The sequence below is a fragment of the Streptomyces sp. NPDC048506 genome (assembly GCF_040651315.1).
In the GTDB taxonomy this organism is placed as follows: Bacteria; Actinomycetota; Actinomycetes; order Streptomycetales; family Streptomycetaceae; genus Streptomyces.
This window is the reverse complement of record NZ_JBEZIX010000094.1, coordinates 1-18152: the sequence shown is the minus strand read 5'-3', so window position 1 is coordinate 18152 and position 18152 is coordinate 1. Positions and strand designations below refer to the sequence as shown.

The 18152-nt window shown below is 71.0% G+C and carries 17 protein-coding genes and 2 pseudogenes; 13 read left to right on the top strand and 6 right to left on the bottom strand.

Annotated features, from left to right (window positions below; genetic code table 11):
• Window positions 1–200: 200 nt before the first annotated feature.
• The gene (locus AB0C96_RS41785) at window positions 201–581 is read right to left on the bottom strand and encodes a DUF1844 domain-containing protein (protein WP_362925385.1); all 381 of its coding nucleotides are present in this window, start codon (window positions 579–581) and stop codon (window positions 201–203) included.
• A 319-nt stretch (window positions 582–900) separates the two neighbouring features.
• Here AB0C96_RS41785 and infC point away from each other — a divergent pair, with 319 nt between their 5' ends.
• The 8 genes from infC to AB0C96_RS41745 all read left to right on the top strand — a co-directional run bounded on the left by infC (window position 901) and on the right by AB0C96_RS41745 (window position 10059).
• A complete protein-coding gene (infC, locus tag AB0C96_RS41780) occupies window positions 901–1602 on the top strand; it encodes a translation initiation factor IF-3 (protein WP_362925383.1) in 702 nt (233 codons plus the stop codon).
• A 124-nt stretch (window positions 1603–1726) separates the two neighbouring features.
• Entirely contained in the window at window positions 1727–1921 is a 195-nt protein-coding gene (gene rpmI / locus AB0C96_RS41775; RefSeq protein ID WP_016576627.1) for a 50S ribosomal protein L35, read from the top strand.
• 104 nt (window positions 1922–2025) lie between these two features.
• Window positions 2026–2409, top strand: a complete 384-nt coding sequence (gene rplT / locus AB0C96_RS41770; RefSeq protein WP_033267754.1) for a 50S ribosomal protein L20 — start codon at window positions 2026–2028, stop codon at window positions 2407–2409.
• Window positions 2410–2535: 126 nt separating this feature from the next.
• A complete protein-coding gene (locus tag AB0C96_RS41765; RefSeq protein WP_362925381.1) occupies window positions 2536–3390 on the top strand; it encodes an RNA methyltransferase in 855 nt (284 codons plus the stop codon).
• Window positions 3391–3474: 84 nt separating this feature from the next.
• Window positions 3475–4623 carry a PAS domain-containing sensor histidine kinase gene (locus tag AB0C96_RS41760; RefSeq protein ID WP_362925379.1) on the top strand — a complete coding sequence of 383 codons (1149 nt, stop codon included), beginning with the start codon at window positions 3475–3477 and terminating at the stop codon, window positions 4621–4623.
• A gap of 194 nt (window positions 4624–4817) precedes the next feature.
• Window positions 4818–5966, top strand: a complete 1149-nt coding sequence (pheS, locus tag AB0C96_RS41755) for a phenylalanine--tRNA ligase subunit alpha (RefSeq protein WP_362925377.1) — start codon at window positions 4818–4820, stop codon at window positions 5964–5966.
• Complete coding sequence (gene pheT / locus AB0C96_RS41750) at window positions 5966–8518, top strand: phenylalanine--tRNA ligase subunit beta (protein WP_362925375.1); 2553 nt, start codon at window positions 5966–5968, stop codon at window positions 8516–8518. The genes pheS and pheT overlap by 1 nt, the downstream gene beginning before the upstream one ends.
• Window positions 8519–8853: 335 nt before the next feature.
• The gene (locus AB0C96_RS41745; protein ID WP_362925373.1) at window positions 8854–10059 is read left to right on the top strand and encodes a PP2C family protein-serine/threonine phosphatase; all 1206 of its coding nucleotides are present in this window, start codon (window positions 8854–8856) and stop codon (window positions 10057–10059) included.
• Here the strand turns inward: AB0C96_RS41745 and AB0C96_RS41740 are convergent.
• Window positions 10037–10972 (bottom strand): oxidoreductase, encoded by a 936-nt coding sequence (locus AB0C96_RS41740; protein WP_362925371.1) that lies wholly within the window; start codon window positions 10970–10972, stop codon window positions 10037–10039. The two genes, AB0C96_RS41745 and AB0C96_RS41740, sit on opposite strands and share 23 nt — an antisense overlap.
• A gap of 81 nt (window positions 10973–11053) precedes the next feature.
• Between AB0C96_RS41740 and AB0C96_RS41735 the strand changes: the two genes are divergently transcribed.
• The 3 genes from AB0C96_RS41735 to AB0C96_RS41725 all read left to right on the top strand — a co-directional run bounded on the left by AB0C96_RS41735 (window position 11054) and on the right by AB0C96_RS41725 (window position 13745).
• Complete coding sequence (locus AB0C96_RS41735; RefSeq protein WP_362925370.1) at window positions 11054–11734, top strand: TetR/AcrR family transcriptional regulator; 681 nt, start codon at window positions 11054–11056, stop codon at window positions 11732–11734.
• A gap of 94 nt (window positions 11735–11828) precedes the next feature.
• Entirely contained in the window at window positions 11829–13166 is a 1338-nt protein-coding gene (locus tag AB0C96_RS41730) for a transcriptional regulator (protein WP_362925368.1), read from the top strand.
• 48 nt (window positions 13167–13214) lie between these two features.
• A complete protein-coding gene (locus AB0C96_RS41725) occupies window positions 13215–13745 on the top strand; it encodes an NUDIX domain-containing protein (RefSeq protein ID WP_362925367.1) in 531 nt (176 codons plus the stop codon).
• Window positions 13746–13788: 43 nt separating this feature from the next.
• Here the strand turns inward: AB0C96_RS41725 and AB0C96_RS41720 are convergent, their stop codons facing one another.
• From AB0C96_RS41720 to AB0C96_RS41705, 4 genes and pseudogenes are all read right to left on the bottom strand, one after another.
• Window positions 13789–14046: a hypothetical protein gene (locus AB0C96_RS41720; protein WP_362925365.1), complete on the bottom strand. Its 258-nt coding sequence runs from the start codon at window positions 14044–14046 to the stop codon at window positions 13789–13791.
• Between the two features lie 360 nt (window positions 14047–14406).
• Window positions 14407–14538, bottom strand: a pseudogene (locus tag AB0C96_RS41715) (3-hydroxyacyl-CoA dehydrogenase family protein); the annotation flags it as partial.
• A 17-nt stretch (window positions 14539–14555) separates the two neighbouring features.
• Entirely contained in the window at window positions 14556–15890 is a 1335-nt protein-coding gene (locus AB0C96_RS41710; RefSeq protein WP_362925363.1) for a site-specific integrase, read from the bottom strand.
• Window positions 15891–16010: 120 nt separating this feature from the next.
• A complete protein-coding gene (locus AB0C96_RS41705) occupies window positions 16011–16280 on the bottom strand; it encodes a helix-turn-helix domain-containing protein (RefSeq protein WP_362925361.1) in 270 nt (89 codons plus the stop codon).
• Window positions 16281–17175: 895 nt separating this feature from the next.
• On the opposite strand from AB0C96_RS41705, the pseudogene AB0C96_RS41700 reads away from it, so the two are divergent.
• Together AB0C96_RS41700 and AB0C96_RS41695 are read left to right on the top strand one after the other, a co-directional pair.
• Window positions 17176–17759: pseudogene (locus tag AB0C96_RS41700) on the top strand (transposase); the annotation flags it as partial.
• Window positions 17760–17890: 131 nt separating this feature from the next.
• The coding region (locus AB0C96_RS41695; RefSeq protein ID WP_362925359.1) for an SDR family NAD(P)-dependent oxidoreductase at window positions 17891–18152 on the top strand (262 nt) is incomplete at its 3' end.

The following is an 18152-nucleotide window of genomic DNA, read 5'->3' as shown; positions in this document are numbered from 1 at the left end:
GGGTAGGGGTGTGGGACGTAAAGCGAAGCAGTCCCACACCCCTACCCCTCCGGCCCGTCACCGCACCCACAAACCCACGCCCGCCGCAGGCGCAACGGCGAGACGACACACGGCGCCGCAGACAAAAACGTGGGGGGAGCGCCGGCCGCCAGGCCACGGCGGGACAGCCAAAAACGTGCGGGCCAAGCGAAGCGCAGCGATTAGCCGTGGACGGGCCCGGTGAACTTCTCGCCCGGCCCCTGTCCCGGCTCGTCCGGGACGAGTGAAGCCTCGCGGAACGCCAGCTGGAGCGACTTCAGGCCGTCCCGCAGCGGTGCCGCGTGGTAGGAGCCGATCTCCGTGGCGCTGGCGGTGACCAGCCCGGCCAGCGCCTGGATGAGCTTGCGGGCCTCGTCGAGGTCCTTGTGCGCCTCGCCCTCCTCGGCGAGCCCGAGGTTGACCGCCGCCGAACTCATCAGGTGCACCGCGACCGTGGTGATCACCTCGACCGCCGGCACCTCCGCGATGTCACGGGTCATGGCGTCGAAATCGGGTCCGGCCGCGTTCGCTGCGTCGGGCTGCTGCGGGGTCTGGTCGCTCATGTCTTCGGGCTTCTTCCTGCTGAGGGGTCGGCTCCAGCCTATGGCCAGTGCTCCCGGGCCCCGCGTCCGGGAGCGTCATCCTGGACGCGGCCGGCACGGGCGTCCGCACAGGAGTGGGGGCTCCCCCTTGACTCGTGTATTCTGGTGTTCCGACCGGCCGGACACGCATGTGACCGGCCCACAAGTGGAGGCTCCGTTCTCCCACCCGACTGACCTCAGGGTCGGCGGGTCAACGGTCCGGCTGCGCCCCGCGGAGACTTCGCGGCGGTGCTCCAGATCTATGTGGAGCCCCGCCTGTGTCCCGTCCGGGGCGTTTTGCATGTATCCGGCGCGGTTGGTCACACCGAACAGACGTTACGCGGCAGTCCGCCAGGCCGTCGCGTGGTGCTACCGAGGAGGATCCATCAGCGCCGAGCCCCGCATCAACGACCGGATTCGCGTCCCCGAGGTGCGACTCGTCGGTCCCAGTGGCGAGCAGGTCGGCATTGTGCCGCTTGCCAAGGCCCTGGAGCTTGCGCAGGAGTACGACCTCGACCTGGTCGAGGTGGCGGCGAACGCCCGTCCGCCGGTCTGCAAGCTCATGGACTACGGAAAGTTCAAGTACGAGTCGGCCATGAAGGCCCGTGAGGCGCGCAAGAACCAGGCGCACACGGTCATCAAGGAGATGAAGCTCCGGCCGAAGATCGACCCGCACGACTACGACACCAAGAAGGGTCACGTCGTCCGGTTCCTCAAGCAGGGTGACAAGGTCAAGATCACGATCATGTTCCGTGGTCGCGAGCAGTCCCGCCCCGAGCTGGGCTTCCGGCTGCTGCAGCGCCTCGCGGAGGACGTCCAGGAGCTCGGCTTCATCGAGTCGAACCCGAAGCAGGACGGCCGCAACATGATCATGGTCCTCGGTCCGCACAAGAAGAAGACCGAGGCGATGGCCGAGGCCCGTGAGGCGCAGGCCGCCCGCAAGGCGGAGCGCCAGGGTGGAGCTCCCGCGGAGGAGCCCGCCGGGGAGCCCGCCGAGGCGTGATCCACGGGCGAGAGCCCCGGATTCATGCCGGGGCACCCGCCCCGGACACCAACCGATACATCTGACGCTCCCGCCAGCCCGGTCCGTGCCGGTGGGAGCGCCACTGACGAGGAGAGAACGGCGCATGCCGAAGAACAAGACGCACAGCGGTGCCAGCAAGCGCTTCAAGGTCACCGGCTCCGGCAAGGTGCTGCGTGAGCGCGCCGGCAAGCGCCACCTGCTCGAGCACAAGTCGTCCCGCGTGACGCGTCGCCTCACCGGCAACGCCGAGATGGCCCCGGGCGACGCCGCGAAGATCAAGAAGCTTCTCGGCAAGTGAGCCGCGGCGCCCCGCCGACCGGGCGGGGCGCGCGACTCGGACCGGGACCCAATCGATTCGGGCCGTGTGACGACAACCACGGCCCCGCTACAAGGAGTTAACAAGTGGCACGCGTCAAGCGGGCAGTCAACGCCCACAAGAAGCGCCGGGCGATCCTCGAGCAGGCCAGCGGCTACCGTGGTCAGCGCTCCCGCCTGTACCGCAAGGCGAAGGAGCAGGTCACCCACTCCCTCGTCTACAACTACAACGACCGCAAGAAGCGCAAGGGCGACTTCCGTCAGCTGTGGATCCAGCGGATCAACGCCGCGGCCCGCGCCAACGGCATGACGTACAACCGCTTCATCCAGGGTCTGAAGGCCGCCAACATCGAGGTGGACCGCAAGATCCTGGCCGACCTCGCGGTCAACGACGCGAACGCGTTCGCCGCGCTCGTCGAGGTCGCCCAGAAGGCGCTCCCGAGCGACGTCAACGCCCCGAAGGCTGCCTGAACCCCAGCCTGACGACGTTGTGACGCGGACCCGCAGGCCCCGGCCTGCGGGTCCGCCGCCTTTTCCGGACCGGGCCCGGCACGTCCGGACCTCCCCGCACCGAACAACAGAAGCGAGCCGCCGCCCATGGGCACCCCCGAGCTGATCTCCCCGCGTTCCCCGCGTGTCACCGACGCGCGGCGGCTGGCCCGCCGTGCCTTCCGCGGCAAGGAGCGCCGGTTCATCGCCGAGGGCCCGCAGGCCGTGCGGGAGGCCATCGCGCACCGCACGGACGGTGCGCCCACGCTCATCGAGCTGTTCGCCACCGTCGAGGCCGCCGAGCGGCACACCGAGATCGTCGAGGCGGCCCGCGCGGCCGGGGTGCGGGTGCACCTGGCCGACGACCGGACCGTCGCCGACATCTCCCAGACGGTCACCCCGCAGGGCCTGCTCGGCGTCTGCCGGTTCCTCGACTCGCCGTTCGAGGAGATCCTCGCCGCCCGCCCGCAGCTGGTCGCGGTGCTGGCGCACGTCCGCGACCCCGGGAACGCCGGCACGGTGCTGCGCTGCGCGGACGCCGCCGGCGCGGACGCGGTGGTGCTCACCGACGCCTCCGTGGACCTCTACAACCCCAAGTCCGTGCGCGCCTCGGTCGGTTCGCTCTTCCACCTCCCGGTCGCGGTCGGGGTACCCGTCGAGCGGGTGGTGAGCGGGCTGAGGACCGCCGGCGTACGGATCCTGGCCGCGGACGGCGCGGGCGACCGTGACCTGGACGCCGAGCTGGACGCCGGCTCCATGGGCGGGCCCACCGCCTGGGTCTTCGGCAACGAGGCCTGGGGGCTGCCCGAGGAGACCCGGGCGCTGGCCGACGCCGTCGTACGGGTCCCCATCCACGGCAGGGCCGAGAGCCTCAACCTCGCGACGGCCGCCGCGGTCTGCCTCTACGCCTCCGCCCGCGCCCAGCGCACCCCCGGCGGCTGCCGCGCGGCGTCACCCGCGTGAGGGGCGTACCCGTGATCGTCCCGGCACGGCCCGGGTGAGCTAGTAGTCTTGCGTGCCCGGGGGCCCGGGAGGGGGTATGCGGGGATGAGTGTGAGGACGTCCGGCAGCACGGTCGCCGCCGAGGGCGGCCCGTCCGGCGGATCGGGGCGCGGACCGTCGCCCACCGCCGACCCGGCCGCGTACGGGGCCGGGCTCGACCCCGACGACCTGCCGGACGGCCTGGTCGTCGCCGACGAGCGCGGCCGGGTGGTCTGCTTCAACGCCGCCGCCGCCCGGATCACCGACATCGCCCCCGAGGACGCGCTCGGCCGCCCCCTCGAACACGCCCTGCCGCTCCAGGACATCGAGGGCCGCCGCTGGTGGCGGCTGACCGACCCGTACGGCGGGCTCGCCATCCGTCGCGGCCAGCCCGAGCGGAACCTGCTGCTGGGCGGCCGCGAGGTGCTGGTCTCCGCGCGGTATGTCCGCAGCCGGCCGACCGGCCCGGTGCAGCGGCTGGTGATCGCGCTGCGCGGCACGGAGGCCCGGCGGCGTACGGAGCTCAGCCACGCCGAGCTGATCGCCACCGTCGCCCATGAACTGCGCTCGCCGCTGACCTCCGTCAAGGGCTTCACCGCCACCCTCCTCCAGAAGTGGGAACGCTTCACCGACGACCAGAAGCGGCTGATGCTGGAGACCGTGGACGCCGACGCCAACCGCGTCACCCGCCTGATCGCCGAGCTGCTGGACATCTCCCGGATCGACTCCGGGCGGCTGGAGGTGCGCCGGCAGCGGGTCGACATGATCGCCGCGGTGCGCCGGCACGTCCAGGCGCAGACCACCGCGGGTCAGCGGCCGGACCGCTTCCTCATCCGGATGAGGGAGCCACTGCCCGATCTGTGGGCGGACCCGGACAAGGTCGACCAGGTGCTGGGCAACCTGCTGGAAAATGCGGTGCGCCACGGCGAGGGAACCGTCACCATCGAGGTCGGACCGGCATCGGAAGCGACCAGCGCAGAGGGGACGAGCGTCACCGTGAGCGACGAGGGCCCCGGCATCCCGGAGGAGTCGATGAGCCGCGTGTTCACCCGCTTCTGGCGGGGCAGCAAGCGCGGCGGCACGGGCCTGGGCCTGTACATCGTCAAGGGCATCGTCGAGGCGCACGGCGGCACGATCACGGTCGGCCGGGCACCGGCCGGCGGCGCGCAGTTCCGATTTAGCCTGCCCGTCGCGGCGCCGGCCTTCCTGGCCTAGGCACCCGCGGCGGGCGCCCCGCACCGGGGACCTCGGGCCTGCCGCGCTGCCCGTCCCCCTTAGACTTGACCTTTGGCACCTTTGGCGCACAGGCATCGCGGGCACAGCGCGGGATCGGCACCCGACCTTGTGTGATCGAGGAGCCGAGGCGAAGCGAGCCAAGCCAAGCCAGTCCACCGGAAGCACGGGAAGAGATGTCCGCACCCAATAAGTCGTACGACCCTGTTGAGGTCGAAGCCCTGAAACCGGAAGAGATCGCCGCACGGCTGGACGAGGCGCTGGCCGCCGTCGCCGCCGCGGACTCTCTGGAGGCGCTGCGTGAGGTGAAGGTGGCGCACGCCGGCGACCGCTCGCCGCTCGCCCTCGCCAACCGCGAGATCGGCGCCCTGCCCCCGCACGCCAAGGCGGACGCCGGCAAGCGCGTCGGCCAGGCCCGGGGCCGGGTGAACCAGGCGCTCAAGGTCCGCCAGGAGGAGCTGGAGGCGGAGCGCGATGCGCGGGTGCTCGTCGAGGAGGCCGTGGACGTCACGCTGCCCCACGACCGCACCCCGGCCGGCGCCCGGCACCCGCTGACCACGTTCATGGAGCGGGTCGCCGACGTCTTCGTCGCGATGGGCTACGAGGTCGCCGAGGGCCCCGAGGTCGAGGCCGAGTGGTTCAACTTCGACGCCCTCAACTTCGTGCCCGACCATCCTGCGCGCCAGATGCAGGACACCTTCTTCGTGCAGGGCAACGGCACCGAGACTGCGTCCGACAGCGGTTCCGCCGCGGGCGAGTCCGGTGTGGTGCTGCGCACCCACACCTCGCCGGTCCAGGCCCGGACGCTGGTCGACCGCGAGCCGCCGGTGTACGTCGTCTGCCCGGGGCGGGTCTACCGCACCGACGAGCTGGACGCCACGCACTCCCCGGTCTTCCACCAGATCGAGCTGCTCGCCGTCGACGAGGGCCTGACCATGGCGGACCTCAAGGGCACCCTGGACCACATGGTCCGGGCGCTCTTCGGCCCCGACATGAAGACCCGGCTGCGGCCGAACTACTTCCCGTTCACCGAGCCGTCCGCCGAGATGGACATGGTCTGCTACGTCTGCCGTGGCGAGTCCGTGGGCAACCCCGACCGTCCGTGCCGCACGTGCTCCAGCGAGGGCTGGATCGAGCTGGGCGGCTGCGGAATGGTCAACCCCAAGGTGCTCATCGCCTGTGGCGTCGACCCCGAGAAGTACAGCGGGTTCGCCTTCGGGTTCGGCATCGACCGGATGCTGATGTTCCGGCACAACGTGGAAGACATGCGCGACATGTTCGAGGGCGACGTCCGGTTCACCCGGCCGTTCGGGATGGAGATCTGATGCGGGTCCCGCTTTCTTGGCTGCGGGAGTACGTCGACCTGCCGGCGACGGAGACCGGCCGGGACGTACAGGAGAAGCTCATCGCGGTCGGCCTGGAGGTCGAGACCGTCGAGCGCCTCGGCGAGGGCCTCAAGGGTCCGCTCGTCGTCGGCCAGGTGCTGACCATCGAGGAGCTGGAGGGCTTCAAGAAGCCGATCCGCTTCTGCACCGTCGACGTCGGCCACGCCAACGGCACCGGCGAACCGCAGGAGATCGTCTGCGGCGCCCGTAACTTCGCGGTCGGTGACAAGGTCGTGGTGGTCCTCCCCGGCGCCGTGCTGCCCGGCGACTTCAAGATCGCCGCGCGCAAGACGTACGGCAGGAAGTCGCACGGCATGATCTGCTCCGGCGACGAGCTGGGCATGGGCGACTGGGGGTCCCCCCAGACGGAGTCTGGGGGAGGCAGCGGCGGCATCATCGTGCTGCCGCCCGAGTACGAGGTCGGCACCGACGCCATCGAGCTGCTGGAGCTCGTCGACGAGGTGCTGGACATCGCCGTGACGCCGGACCGCGGCTACTGCCTGTCGTTGCGCGGCGTGGCCCGCGAGACGGCCATCGCGTACGGCCTGCCGCTGCGCGACCCGGCGCTGCTGGACGTGCCGCCGCCGAACGCCGGCGGCTACCCGGTCCAGGTCGGCGACCCGATGGGCTGCGACCGCTTCACCGCCCGTACGGTCACCGGTGTGGAGCCCGAGGCGCGCACCCCGCTGTGGATGCAGCGCCGGCTCCAGAAGGCCGGTATGCGTCCGATCTCGCTCCCCGTCGACATCACCAACTACGTGATGCTGGAGATCGGCCAGCCGCTGCACGCCTACGACCGCACCAGCGTGGACGGTCCGATCGGCGTCCGCCGGGCCACCCCCGGCGAGCGGCTGACCACCCTGGACGGCACCAAGCGGGTGCTGGACGCCGGTGACCTGGTCATCACGGACAACCGCGGCCCGATCGGCCTGGCCGGTGTGATGGGCGGCGCCAACACCGAGATCGCGGATGCGGTCGCCGACCCGGAGACCGGTCGGCTGCGCGGCACCACCGACATCGTGGTGGAGGCCGCGCACTTCGACGCGATCTCCATCGCCCGTACGGCCCGCCGGCACAAGCTCTCCTCGGAGGCCGCCAAGCGCTTCGAGCGCGGGGTCGACCCGGAGGCCGCGTCCGCCGCGGCGCAGCGGACCGTCGACCTGCTCGTGCTGCTCGGCGGCGGCACCGCCGAGGAGGGCGTCACCGAGGTCGTCTCGCCCCGCGGGCCGCGCACGATCACCATCCCCGCCGACCACCCGGACAAGGTCGCCGGTGTCGCGTACGGCCGGGAGACCGTCGTCCGCCGCCTCCAGCAGGTCGGCTGCGACGTCTACGGGCAGGACGAGCTGGTCGTGTCCGTGCCGTCCTGGCGGCCCGACCTCAGCGACCCCAACGACCTGGCCGAAGAGGTCATCCGGCTGGAGGGCTACGAGAACCTGCCCTCGACCCTCCCGCTGCCGCCGGCCGGCCGCGGGCTGACCGAGCGCCAGCGGCTGCACCGCAGGGTCGGCCGGGCGCTGGCCGGCGCGGGCTATGTGGAGACGCTGAACTACCCGTTCATCGGCTCCGCCGTGCTCGACCAGCTCGGCATCGAGCCGGACGACCCGCGCCGCGCGGCGGTCACCCTCGTCAACCCGCTCTCCGACGAGGAGCCCGACCTCCGCACGACGCTGATCCCGGGCCTGCTGGGCTCGCTGCGCCGCAACTACGGTCGCGGCACGCACGACCTGGCGCTCTTCGAGACCGGTCCGGTCTTCCGGGCGAGCGGTGACGAGAGGCCGGCCCGACGGCTGGTCGTCGACCGCCGCCCGACCGACGACGAGATCGCCGCCCTGGACGCCTCGCTGCCGCAGCAGCCGCGGCGCGCCGCCGTGGTGCTCGCCGGCGGCCGTGAGCAGGCCGGCTGGTGGGGCGAGGGCCGCCCGGCGATCTGGGCGGACGCCATCGAGGCGGGCCGTACGGTCGCCCGGGAGGCGGGCGTCGAGCTGATCGTCCGTCAGGACCAGCACGCCCCGTTCCACCCGGGCCGGTGTGCGGCGCTGCTCGCCCTCGTCGACGGCGAGGAGATCCTCGTCGGCAACGCCGGTGAGCTGCACCCGCGGGTCATCAAGACGATGGCCCTGCCGGAGCGCACCTGCGCGATGGAGATCGACCTGGACCGCCTGGAGCGGGCCGCCGGTGGCGCGCTGAAGGCGCCCACGATCTCCTCGTTCCCGGTCGCGACCCAGGACGTCGCGCTGGTCGTCGACGACACGGTCCCGGCGGCGGACGTCGAGGGGGCGCTGCGCGACGGCGCGGGCGCACTCCTGGAGTCGCTGCGGCTGTTCGACGTCTTCACCGGTGAGCAGCTCGGCGCGGGCAAGAAGTCGCTGGCGTACGCGCTGCGCTTCCGCGCCCCGGACCGGACGCTGACCGCGGAGGAGGCCTCGGCCGCGCGTGACGCGGCGGTGGCGGCGGCCGTGGACCGGACGGGTGCGGTGCTGCGGGGCTGACCGGCAGGGGTTGCCCGGGGCGGGGGCGTGGACGGTGGGAGCCGTCCGCGCCCCCGCCCCCTTTCGTCTGCGGTCGTCGTCGGCCCGTGGGGCGGCGCGGGTGCGGAGTCCGGCAGCGGAGTTCTGGGGCGCCGGTGGGGGAGGGAGGATCCCGACGGGACGATCCGATCCCTCCGCCATCACCCAATCGGGTGGTTATTTACCTATCGTCGGCGGATGGCCGCATAACGTCACGAGAATCGACGAGGACGATGCGGCCCGCCTGACCGCGGCAACGGGCCGGACCGACCGCCGCAACGCCTGCTAGGGGACCACCGGCTAAGGGGACCATCGGCATGATCCGAACCTGGGCGCGGGGCGGAGCGCGCGCCGGGACGGCCCGTGCCCGACGGGCCCTCGTCTTCGTCCTGCCCGGCCTCTGGGTGCTCGGCGTGGTGACCTGGGAGCTGTACCACCCCGCGGGCGGTCAGCCGCTGCAACTCCTCGCCGCTGCGCCGGCCATCGCCTGCGCGGGTACCGGCCGCCGCCAGTGCGTGCTGCTCGGCGGGGTGTGCGCCCTGCTCGCGCTGGTACCGGTCGGCCCGGCCGGGCCCGGGGCCGATCCGGGCGCCCGCGTGATGACCTGCGGGGCGATCCTCGTGGTGATCGCCGCCAGCTATCTGACCGCCGGGCGGCGGCTGCGGCTGGTGCGGGAGCTGGAGCGCACCCGGGAGGTCGCCGCGGCCGCGCAGCGGGTGCTGCTGCGGCCGCTGCCGCCGCGGATCGACGGGGTGGTGCCGGCGGCCGACCACCTCTCCGCCAGCGAGGGTGCCGTGGTCGGCGGGGACCTGTACGAGGTCGTGGGGACCCGGTACGGCGTCCGGGCGGTGATCGGGGACGTCCGCGGGCACGGCCTGGCGGCGCTCGGCACGGTCGCGGCGATGCTCGGCAGCTTCCGCGAGGCGGTGCACGACGAGCCCGAACTGGCCGCTGTGCTGCGCCGGTTGGAGCGTGCGCACCAGCGGCATCTGCGCGAGCGGGGGGCCGGTGAGCAGCCGGCCGGCGGCGCGGTGGGCCCGCTCGCGGAGGAGTTCGTGACGCTGCTGCTGGTGCAGATCGCGCCGGACGGGGCGGTCACGGCGCTGAACTGCGGGCATCCGTGGCCGTACCGGATCGACTGCGGGGCGGTCGCGGAGGTGGCGCCGGCCGAGCCGATGCCGCCGCTGGGGCTGTTCCCGCTGCCCGAGCGGCTGTCCGCGGTGCGGTGCGGGCGGCTGGAGCCCGGTGCGGGGCTGTTCCTGCACACCGACGGGGCGTTCGATGCGCGGGACGCGGCGGGGGAGTTCTTCCCGCTGGCACAGCAGCTGCGCAGCAGTGTGGCGGCGGCCGCCACACCGGGCGGCCCCGCGCCGTCCGCGGTGGTGGGGGGCGTGCGGGAGGCCCTGCTGCGGCATGCCGGCGGCCGACTTCCCGACGACGTGGCGCTGGTGATGCTGCGTCACGACGGGGTGCGGTTGCCGGAGCCGGTGGCCGGGTCGGCTATCGCCCGGCTGCCCCGGTGACGCCCTCGCCGTCCAGCGCCGGGAAGGTGACGCCGGTCAGCTCCTCGGACACCGTCCACAGGCGCTTGGCGCTCTCCGGGTCGCTGGCCGCGGCCGTCCTGCCGACCAGCGTCGGCCCGCCCCGCACCTCGCCGATCCCGTCCGGACCGAGGTAGCCGGCACCGGGCAGGTCCTGTGTGGCGGCGTAGAGCGTGGGCAGCGCGCCGGCCTTGCTGTCCTGGGCGAGGAACCGGTTGCCCAGCTGCATCAGCTCGCGCCGCAGCCGGCTGGCCTCGGCGTTCGGGAGGTTGGTGGCGGCCCAGCCGGGGTGCGCGGCGAGGGCCCGTACCGGGGAGTGCGCCGCTTCCAGCCGGCGCTGTAGTTCGAGGGTGAACAGCAGGTTGGCGAGCTTGGACTGGCTGTAGGCGGTGATCGGGCGGTACTCGCCGGCCAGGGTCAGGTTGTCGAAGTGGATGCGGGCGCCGGGCATCCGGTGGGCGATGGACGCGACGGTGACGACGCGGTCGGTGACGTGCGGCAGCAGCAGGTTGGTCAGGGCGAAGTGCCCGAGGTGGTTGGTGCCGAACTGCATCTCGAAGCCGTCCCTGGTCCGCGACTCCGGGACGTTCATGACGCCGGCGTTGTTGATCAGCAGGTCGAGGGTGCCCTGCCAGGACGCGGCGAATTCTCGTACCGAGGCGAGGTCGGCCAGGTCGAGGCGGCGGACCTCGACGCTGCCGCGGGCGCCCTGCACGGTGCGGGCGGCGGCCTCGCCCCGCTGCACGTCCCGTACCGCGAGGACGACATGGGCGCCGGCCCGGGCCAGGGCGTCGACGGTGGCGATGCCCAGTCCGCTGTTGGCACCGGTCACCACGGCGGTACGGCCGGTCTGGTCGGGAATGTTGGTCGCGTTCCATTTGCGGGTGTGAGCCATGACCTCAATGTAGGCAACGCCAACAATGCTGTCAATGACAACAATGTAGCCAGTGAACACATGGGCGTTAGGATGCTGGTCATGCAGACTCGCCGCTACCACCACGGAGACCTCCGCGCCGCGCTGCTGACCCGCGCCGAGCAGACGCTCCGCGACAAGGGGCCCGGTGCGCTGTCGCTGCGGGAGCTCGCCCGTGACCTCGGCGTCAGCCACGCCGCGCCGAGCCGGCACTTCAAGGACAAGCAGGCGCTGCTGGACGCGCTGGCGCTGGTCGGGTTCGAGCGTATGGACGCGGCGCTGACCGCGTCCCAGGCGGCGGCCGGCGCACCGTTCGCCGACCGGGTCGGCGCGCTCGCCCGCGCCTATGTCGACTTCGCCACCGCCAACGCCGCGCTGCTCGACCTCATGTACACGGTCAAGCACGACCCGGAGGCGTCCGAGGCGCTGATCGCGGCCGGGCAGCGGCTGGGCGCCATGGCCGTGGACGTCGTCGCGGAGGGGCAGCGCAGCGGCGATGTGCGTCAGGGGCCGGCCGTCCAGATCGGCATGCCGGTCTTCACCACCCTGCACGGCTTCGCCAGCTTCGCCACCAGCGGTGTGCTCACCCCCGAGGAGGTGGAGTCCGGGCTCGCCGGGGTGATCGCGTACATGCTGCGGGGCTGCGCGCCGGACGGGCGTACGGTGCCGTCGCCCGACGCGGGGCCGTCCGGGTTCGAGTGCTTCAACCCCCGCCCGCCCGGGGGCACTTCACACCCCGTGTGAGGCGGGGTTCACTAGGCTCGACTGGCAGGTGGTCATGTCGACAAGGCCATGAGCGGGGAGCCCCGGGGCGGGCCCGGCTCATCAGGAGGCCGCTATGGAGCCCAACACCCTGCTCGATGCGATCCTCGACGAGGCCGGCATCTCGCACGCCGGCCTGGCCGCGCGGATCAACCAACTGGGCCGGCGGCGCGGCCTGGCGCTGCGGTACGAACACACCGCGGTGGCCCGGTGGTTGAAGGGCCAGCGGCCGCGCGGGCAGGTACCGGACCTGATCTGCGAGATCCTCGGCGAACGGCTGCACCGCCCGGTCGGCCTCGACGACATCGGGCTGAGCGGCCCGGGGCTGCAACGTGCCCCGGACACCCCGCTCTCCGGCTTCGTCGAGCGGGCCACCGCGCTGTGGCGGTCCGACGAACAGCAGCGGCCGCACATCATCGACGCCCCGGCGCTCACCGGCACCTCGGCGGTCATCCCGGTGTGGGAGTGGGAGAACCCGCCCGAGGACTTCGACGTCTCGCGCGACGGGCTGACCCGGGTCGGCATGGCCGACATCGAGATGCTGCGCGCCGCGCGGACCCACTACGAGCAGATGTACCGGAAGGCGGGTGGTATCGCGACCAGAGCGCGCATCGTGGGATTCCTCAACGCCGAGGCGGCGCCGCTGCTGCGGGGCAGCTACAGCGATGCCACGGGCCGTCAGCTCCACCGGGCGACCGGCGGGCTGGTCGCCGTCGCGGGCATCTGCGCGTACGACTCGGACGCCCTCGGGCTGGCCCAGCGCTACTTCCATCAGGCGCTGCGGCTGGCCAAGGCCAGCGGGGACCGCGGCCTCGGCGCGTACGTCATCGCGCTGCTGGTCAACCAGTCCCTCTTCGTACGGGAGTACCGCCAGGCGGTCGCCTTCGCCGAGGCGGCGCTGCGGGCCGCGGGTCCGCAGATCACCCCGGCGCTCTCCGCGGACCTCTACGCGATGCAGGCCAAGTCCTACGCCCGGCTCGGTGACGGGGCCAGCGCGCTGGCCTGCATCCGGCGCGCGGAGGCGGCCGCGGAGCGCATCCGGCCCGGGCTGGAGCCCGCCGAGACGGGCTATGTGCAGCCCGGCCTGGTGAACGTACAAGTGGCGGAGGCGCTGCTCAGCCTCGGCGACCTCCGGGCCGCACGGGAGCAGGCGGACGCCGCCGTCGACACCCCCGCACACGACCGCGGCCGGGTCCACCGGCTGGCCATGCTCACCCATATCGAGCTGCGCCAAGGCGATGCGGACCGGGCCGTGGCCAACGCCGCGCAGATGACGGAGCAGGCTCGGGGCATGGAGTCGCAACGGCTGCGGGACCGGCTGCGGGCGGTGCGCGAGCACCTGGCCGAGACCGGGAGCTCCGCGACGGACGAGGCTGCCGATCTCATCGACGAGGTGCTGCGCGTTCCCTTGTGACCGGGCTCGTGTCACCTTGCCGGCTCACCAGCGGAAGGTGGCAGTTACGTGCGTTGGAACAACCTCAGCGAGAAGCCCGTCTATGCGAATCCGTGGTTCCGGGTCAATCTGGCCGATGTGGAGCTGCCCGACGGCCGCCATCTGGAGCACTTCCTGATCCGGATGCGGCCGGTCGCCGTGGCCACCGTGGTCAATGCGGCCAACGAGGTGCTGTTGCTGTGGCGGCACCGGTTCATCACCGACACCTGGGGGTGGGAGCTGGCGGCCGGGGTCGTCGAGGACGGCGAGGACCCCGTGGCCGCGGCGGCGCGTGAGATGGAGGAGGAGACCGGGTGGCGTCCCGGCCCGCTCCGCCATCTCCTCACGGTGGAGCCGTCCAACGGCCTCACCGATGCCCGCCACCACATCTACTGGTCCGACGAGGGGGAGTACCGCGGCCTGCCGCAGGACGACTTCGAGTCCGACCGGCGGGAGTGGGTGTCGTTGAAGCTGGTCCCCGACATGGTGGCGCGCGGGGAGGTGCCGGCCGCCAACATGGCCGCAGCCCTTCTGATGCTCCATCACCTCAGGCTGGGGTGAGGGCAGTTGGGCCGGTGCCACGGTCGGTGGTGCCGGCCGTGGTTCACCGGCCCAGCACCTGCCACCCGGCGACCACCAGCGCCGCGAGCCCGGTGAGCGCGGCGAGGGAGGGCAGGGGCCAGCGGGTGCTCTCCAACCGTGTGACACGGGCCTGTAGTTCGTCCGCATCACGCTCGTTCTGTCCGGAGCGCTGGGCGAGCAGGGCGAGTTGGCCGTCGACCCGGGCGGTGCGGACGTCCAGCTGACGCCTCAGCTCCGCTAAGTCGGCGGTCGTCAGGTCGGGTTCGGGGTGGGCGGTCACGTTCCGCTCCTCATTCCTTCGGTCGGCGCGGTCGGTCTGCGTACGCGCCTCAGTCAACTGCGCTGCGGCGAAGGGCGGGAGCGTGTGCGGCGGGGAGATGCGGGTCTGCGGTTCGCACCCCGTGTGAAGTCACCGTGTGTGACCGTTGCGCGGTCCTTCGTACGGGGTGTGAACCGTGCACCCCGACCGGGACGGCTCACACGCTCCCGTCCGCGCCCGCGGCGGGGTTGACTCGAAGGTGCCACGGGGGCCGACGCCGACGGACGGGCGCCCGCCGGCCCCGGGTCCGCCCGCCGGTTTCTTCCCCCGAGCGGCGGGCGGACCCGGACCCGTCGTCCGGTTCAGTACGGAGCGTCCAGCTCAGTACGGGTAGAACCCCGACCCCGACTTCCGCCCCAGCCGGCCGGCGTCGACCATGCGCTGGAGCAGCGGGGGAGCGGCGTAGAGCGGCTCCTTGTACTCCTCGTACATGCCGTCAGTGTGTGCGGCTACCGCTCTGACCTGTGGTTTCACGGCCGGTTCGTGACCTGCGAGGCGCCCAGGGACTTCTCAGGGACATTCGCTTGTGGATCTTGATCGAACCACCCGTCCATGGCGGCGAGGCCCCGCTTGCCCGCCCCGGGCATGAAGTGAGCGTAGTGCTTCAGCGTGGTCTGCGGCGAGGCGTGCCCGAGCCACTCCGACACGCTGACGATCGACTCGCCTGCCTCAAGCTGGGTACTCGCGTACGTGTGCCGGAGGACATGGAACATGTCCGCGCGCGAAAGTTCGTAGACGGGGGACCGCCGGATGCGGCCTCCGTGCGTCGCGACCTTCTCGCCGATCGCCTTCAGAAGCCCGGCCGCCGCGAGCGCGGGCCGCCAGCTCCGCTTGTTCCACATCGAGGGGTTGATTCGGTTGCCGTGCGAGGTGCTCAGGACCAGCCGGACGGTGATCGGTTTGCGCTGTCGCGCTTCCAGCTCGGTCGTCGGAGGCTCGGGGTTGCGCCACGGGAGTGTGCAGGCGACAGAAGGGAAGCGGCGGAAATGGCCCTGGGCGCGCTTGGCGAGGTTGGGGGAGAGGGGAACGTCTCGCGTTTTGCCGCCCTTCGGCAGGCAGAAGTACGGCCTTCCTTTGGAGTCCCACCGCAGCTGTCGGCAGACGTGTACGACGCCGGCGTCGAAGTCGAAGTCCTCCTCGGCGAGGCCGAACGCCTCACCTTGGCGAAGGCCGAGGCCGACGCCGAGGTCCACCGCGATGTGGTACCGATCCTGGAGTCCCGCCCGGACGGCATCCACGGTTGACCTGGACCATGCCTTGGCCTTCTTCTTCGAGGGTTTGGGAGCCTTGACCGTCCGGTGAGCCTTGCAGGGGTTCTTGATCAGGCGGCCGTCGTCGACGGCGGCTTCGAGGATCGTGGACAGGTGGATCCAGATCACCTGGGCCGTGGACGCCTCGACCCGCGTCAGCAGCTGGGTCGTCCAGAGGCGCAGCGCGGCAGCATCAATGTCCCGGAGCGCCGTTTCACCCAGAAACGGCATGATGTGGTTCCAGATCTTGCTGCGCATGGGGGCGGCGGTCGACGGTTCGTCCGACCGGCTTGGCCACCAGTGCTTCTCGATGTACTGAGCGAGGGGGATCGCCCCGTCGCGGGGGTCGACGAACTCGCCACGCGTGGTGTCGGTCTGTGCGTTCGCGAGCCACTGCTTCGCGTCCTCGCTCGTGTCGAACGAGCGGTCCCGGACGCCCGGGATGCCCTTCACCCGATAGCGCTTGCCCTTGCCCCACAGGGCGGTTCGGTCCCGTTTACCGGTGTCCTTGTTTGGCTTCTTCTTGAGCCAGCGGTCTTCTATGTACCCCGCCAAGGGAATGTGCTCCTATGAACTCAACTGCCTATGTTCGTACGACACAGTGGAAGGCTGCGCGCCGGCATTCCGAAAGACTTCGATGGATCGAGGCATCGCCTTGTGGCTTGTGGACAACCTTCAAGGAGTACGTACTGCGCGTTTCATCGGCTTCTGGCTGAGCGGATTGAGCGCAGCGTTGGAACGTGAATCCGCCTGCTCTTGCGCCATGACCCACTCATCGAGCGCAGAAATCCTGTACATGACGCGGCCTCCCATGCGGAAGCTCGGCGGTCCCTGCCGTCGGTGACGCCAGACATACAGGGTGTTCGGTGAAATGCCGAGGTATTGCGCTGCCTTGGTCAGGTTCAAGAACGCGGCTTCATGGGTGTGCGTGATCTCCTCGTACATCTCCGGTCTCCAGGGTGAGAAGGGCCGATGCACGCCACTATCCGGAGAAGTCTGGGCTTGGTGAGACCGGGAAACTCTGGTAGTGCACGTACTGGGGGTTTTAAGGGGTGCTGAGATGTCGTTGGTGCTTGCGGGCGTAGCAGTCCATGGCGCTCGATGGTCCTCTCGTTGACCTGCGGTTTTGCCGGCACCCGTACGTTGACATAGTGTCCGCGCAGGTCTCCAGTCATGGGCGTCTGCCGTAGGCGAACTGCTGTGGGCCAGTACCCGGCGTACAGGCCGACTCGTCCGCCGCCACCTGGAACTTTGCTTCGGAAAGGGCCTCTGATCTATGTCGGAGGCCCTTTCTGATCTTTCAAGAGGTTGCCGCCTTACGCGGCCGAAAGTCCCTTGGAAGTCCCTCTGACAGAGCTGAAAGTCCCCGAAAAATCCCAGAGGAGGGCGGTAATCGGAGGCGTCTGAGCAGCAGCTGCATGGGGGTACCCATGCTGACGATGTAGTTGCGTGCCATTCAAGGCGCTGCCCCGCTGGGAGTGGGATGGATAGGTCTGTCGGCGCGCTCGTGGAACTGGCTCGGCTGGTTGACGCTGGGTGACTATTTGGAGACGACAGTTCGGAATATCTGCCCGGGAAGCGAGCAGCATGGGAGGGAGGACGTCGACGGAGGTGGTGCAGGACGGAACGCCTCTGCGGACGTGCCTTCGCCGTCTTGTGCAGCTCCCGCGCCGGATCACCTCCGCCTACGCGGAGATCCTCCGGTCTTCATGCTGTCCGGGGCCCACACCATCGCGTCCGCTCTGTGTATGCGGAGATGCTCCGACGACTAGTAGGGCTTGGTCAGGTTCACTCGCCAGTGGCGTGTCCCCTTGATTGCTTGTGCTGTTGAGCGGGTGCGATGGCTGAGGAGTTGGCTGCGGTCCGGTGTGATCTGGAGGACTTTGCGGCGGAGGAGTTCGAGCCGTTGGCGCGGGCGGATCAGCGCCGGTGGGGCGGGGTTTATCTGCGGGGGCTGCTGCTGGACGGGCGGCGCAAGTCGGTGGAGCCGATGGCCGCGCGGCTGGGTGAGGACGGCAACCGGCAGGCCTGGCCCACTTCATCACCTCCAGCCCATGGGACGCGGCCCATGTGCGTGCCCGTCTGGCGTGGAGAATGCAGCAGGTGATCAAGCCGACCGCGCTGGTCATCGATGACACCGGCTTCCTCAAGGACGGCGATTCGTCGGCGTGCGTGACACGGCAGTACACCGGCACCGCCGGCAAGGTCACCAACTGCCAGGTCGGGGTGTCGCTGCATCTGGCGTCCGACGGCGCCTCTGCGGCGGTCGATTGGCGCCCGTTCCTGCCCGAGAGCTGGGATCCCGCCTCACCGAAGGCCGATCCGGCCAAAGTGGCCCGCCGCGGGCCGTGCGGCGTCCCCGCCGAGGTGGGCCATGTCGAGAAGTGGCAGCTGGCCCTGGACATGATCGACGAGACCAGGTCGTGAGGCATCGAGATCCCTCTCGCCGTCGCCGTTTCTGGACCCGCCGCCGCGTGAGCTCCAGTCGCAGGCGATTTGGATCAGTCACCGCTGGGGTGCGTGCCCCGTTGTCGCCTATGGTCAGCCATCATTCTGTGCGCTATGACACGGTCAGGGAGCGGTTCGGCGCGGTGGACGCGCTGTTCGTCAACGCCGGTGTCACCGCGTCCGCGTCGTTCGACTCGACGACGGAGGAGATGTACGACGCGCTTTTCGGCATCAACACCAAGGGCCCGTACTTCACGGTGCAGGCGTTGGCGCTGCTTTTGCGCGAGGGAAGCGGCGTGGTCCTCACCACGTCGGTGGTGAACGTCCTGGGCCTCGACGCGCTCAGTGTCTACTCGGCGAGCAAGGCAG

Coding starts and splice junctions, on each gene's coding strand:
- AB0C96_RS41785 (WP_362925385.1), bottom strand. CDS start 581: ATGAGCGACCAGACCCCGCAGCAGCCCGACGCAGCGAACGCGGCCGGA.
- infC (WP_362925383.1), top strand. CDS start 901: ATGTATCCGGCGCGGTTGGTCACACCGAACAGACGTTACGCGGCAGTC.
- rpmI (WP_016576627.1), top strand. CDS start 1,727: ATGCCGAAGAACAAGACGCACAGCGGTGCCAGCAAGCGCTTCAAGGTC.
- AB0C96_RS41765 (WP_362925381.1), top strand. CDS start 2,536: ATGGGCACCCCCGAGCTGATCTCCCCGCGTTCCCCGCGTGTCACCGAC.
- AB0C96_RS41760 (WP_362925379.1), top strand. CDS start 3,475: ATGAGTGTGAGGACGTCCGGCAGCACGGTCGCCGCCGAGGGCGGCCCG.
- pheS (WP_362925377.1), top strand. CDS start 4,818: ATGTCCGCACCCAATAAGTCGTACGACCCTGTTGAGGTCGAAGCCCTG.
- pheT (WP_362925375.1), top strand. CDS start 5,966: ATGCGGGTCCCGCTTTCTTGGCTGCGGGAGTACGTCGACCTGCCGGCG.
- AB0C96_RS41745 (WP_362925373.1), top strand. CDS start 8,854: ATGATCCGAACCTGGGCGCGGGGCGGAGCGCGCGCCGGGACGGCCCGT.
- AB0C96_RS41740 (WP_362925371.1), bottom strand. CDS start 10,972: ATGGCTCACACCCGCAAATGGAACGCGACCAACATTCCCGACCAGACC.
- AB0C96_RS41735 (WP_362925370.1), top strand. CDS start 11,054: ATGCAGACTCGCCGCTACCACCACGGAGACCTCCGCGCCGCGCTGCTG.
- AB0C96_RS41730 (WP_362925368.1), top strand. CDS start 11,829: ATGGAGCCCAACACCCTGCTCGATGCGATCCTCGACGAGGCCGGCATC.
- AB0C96_RS41705 (WP_362925361.1), bottom strand. CDS start 16,280: ATGTACGAGGAGATCACGCACACCCATGAAGCCGCGTTCTTGAACCTG.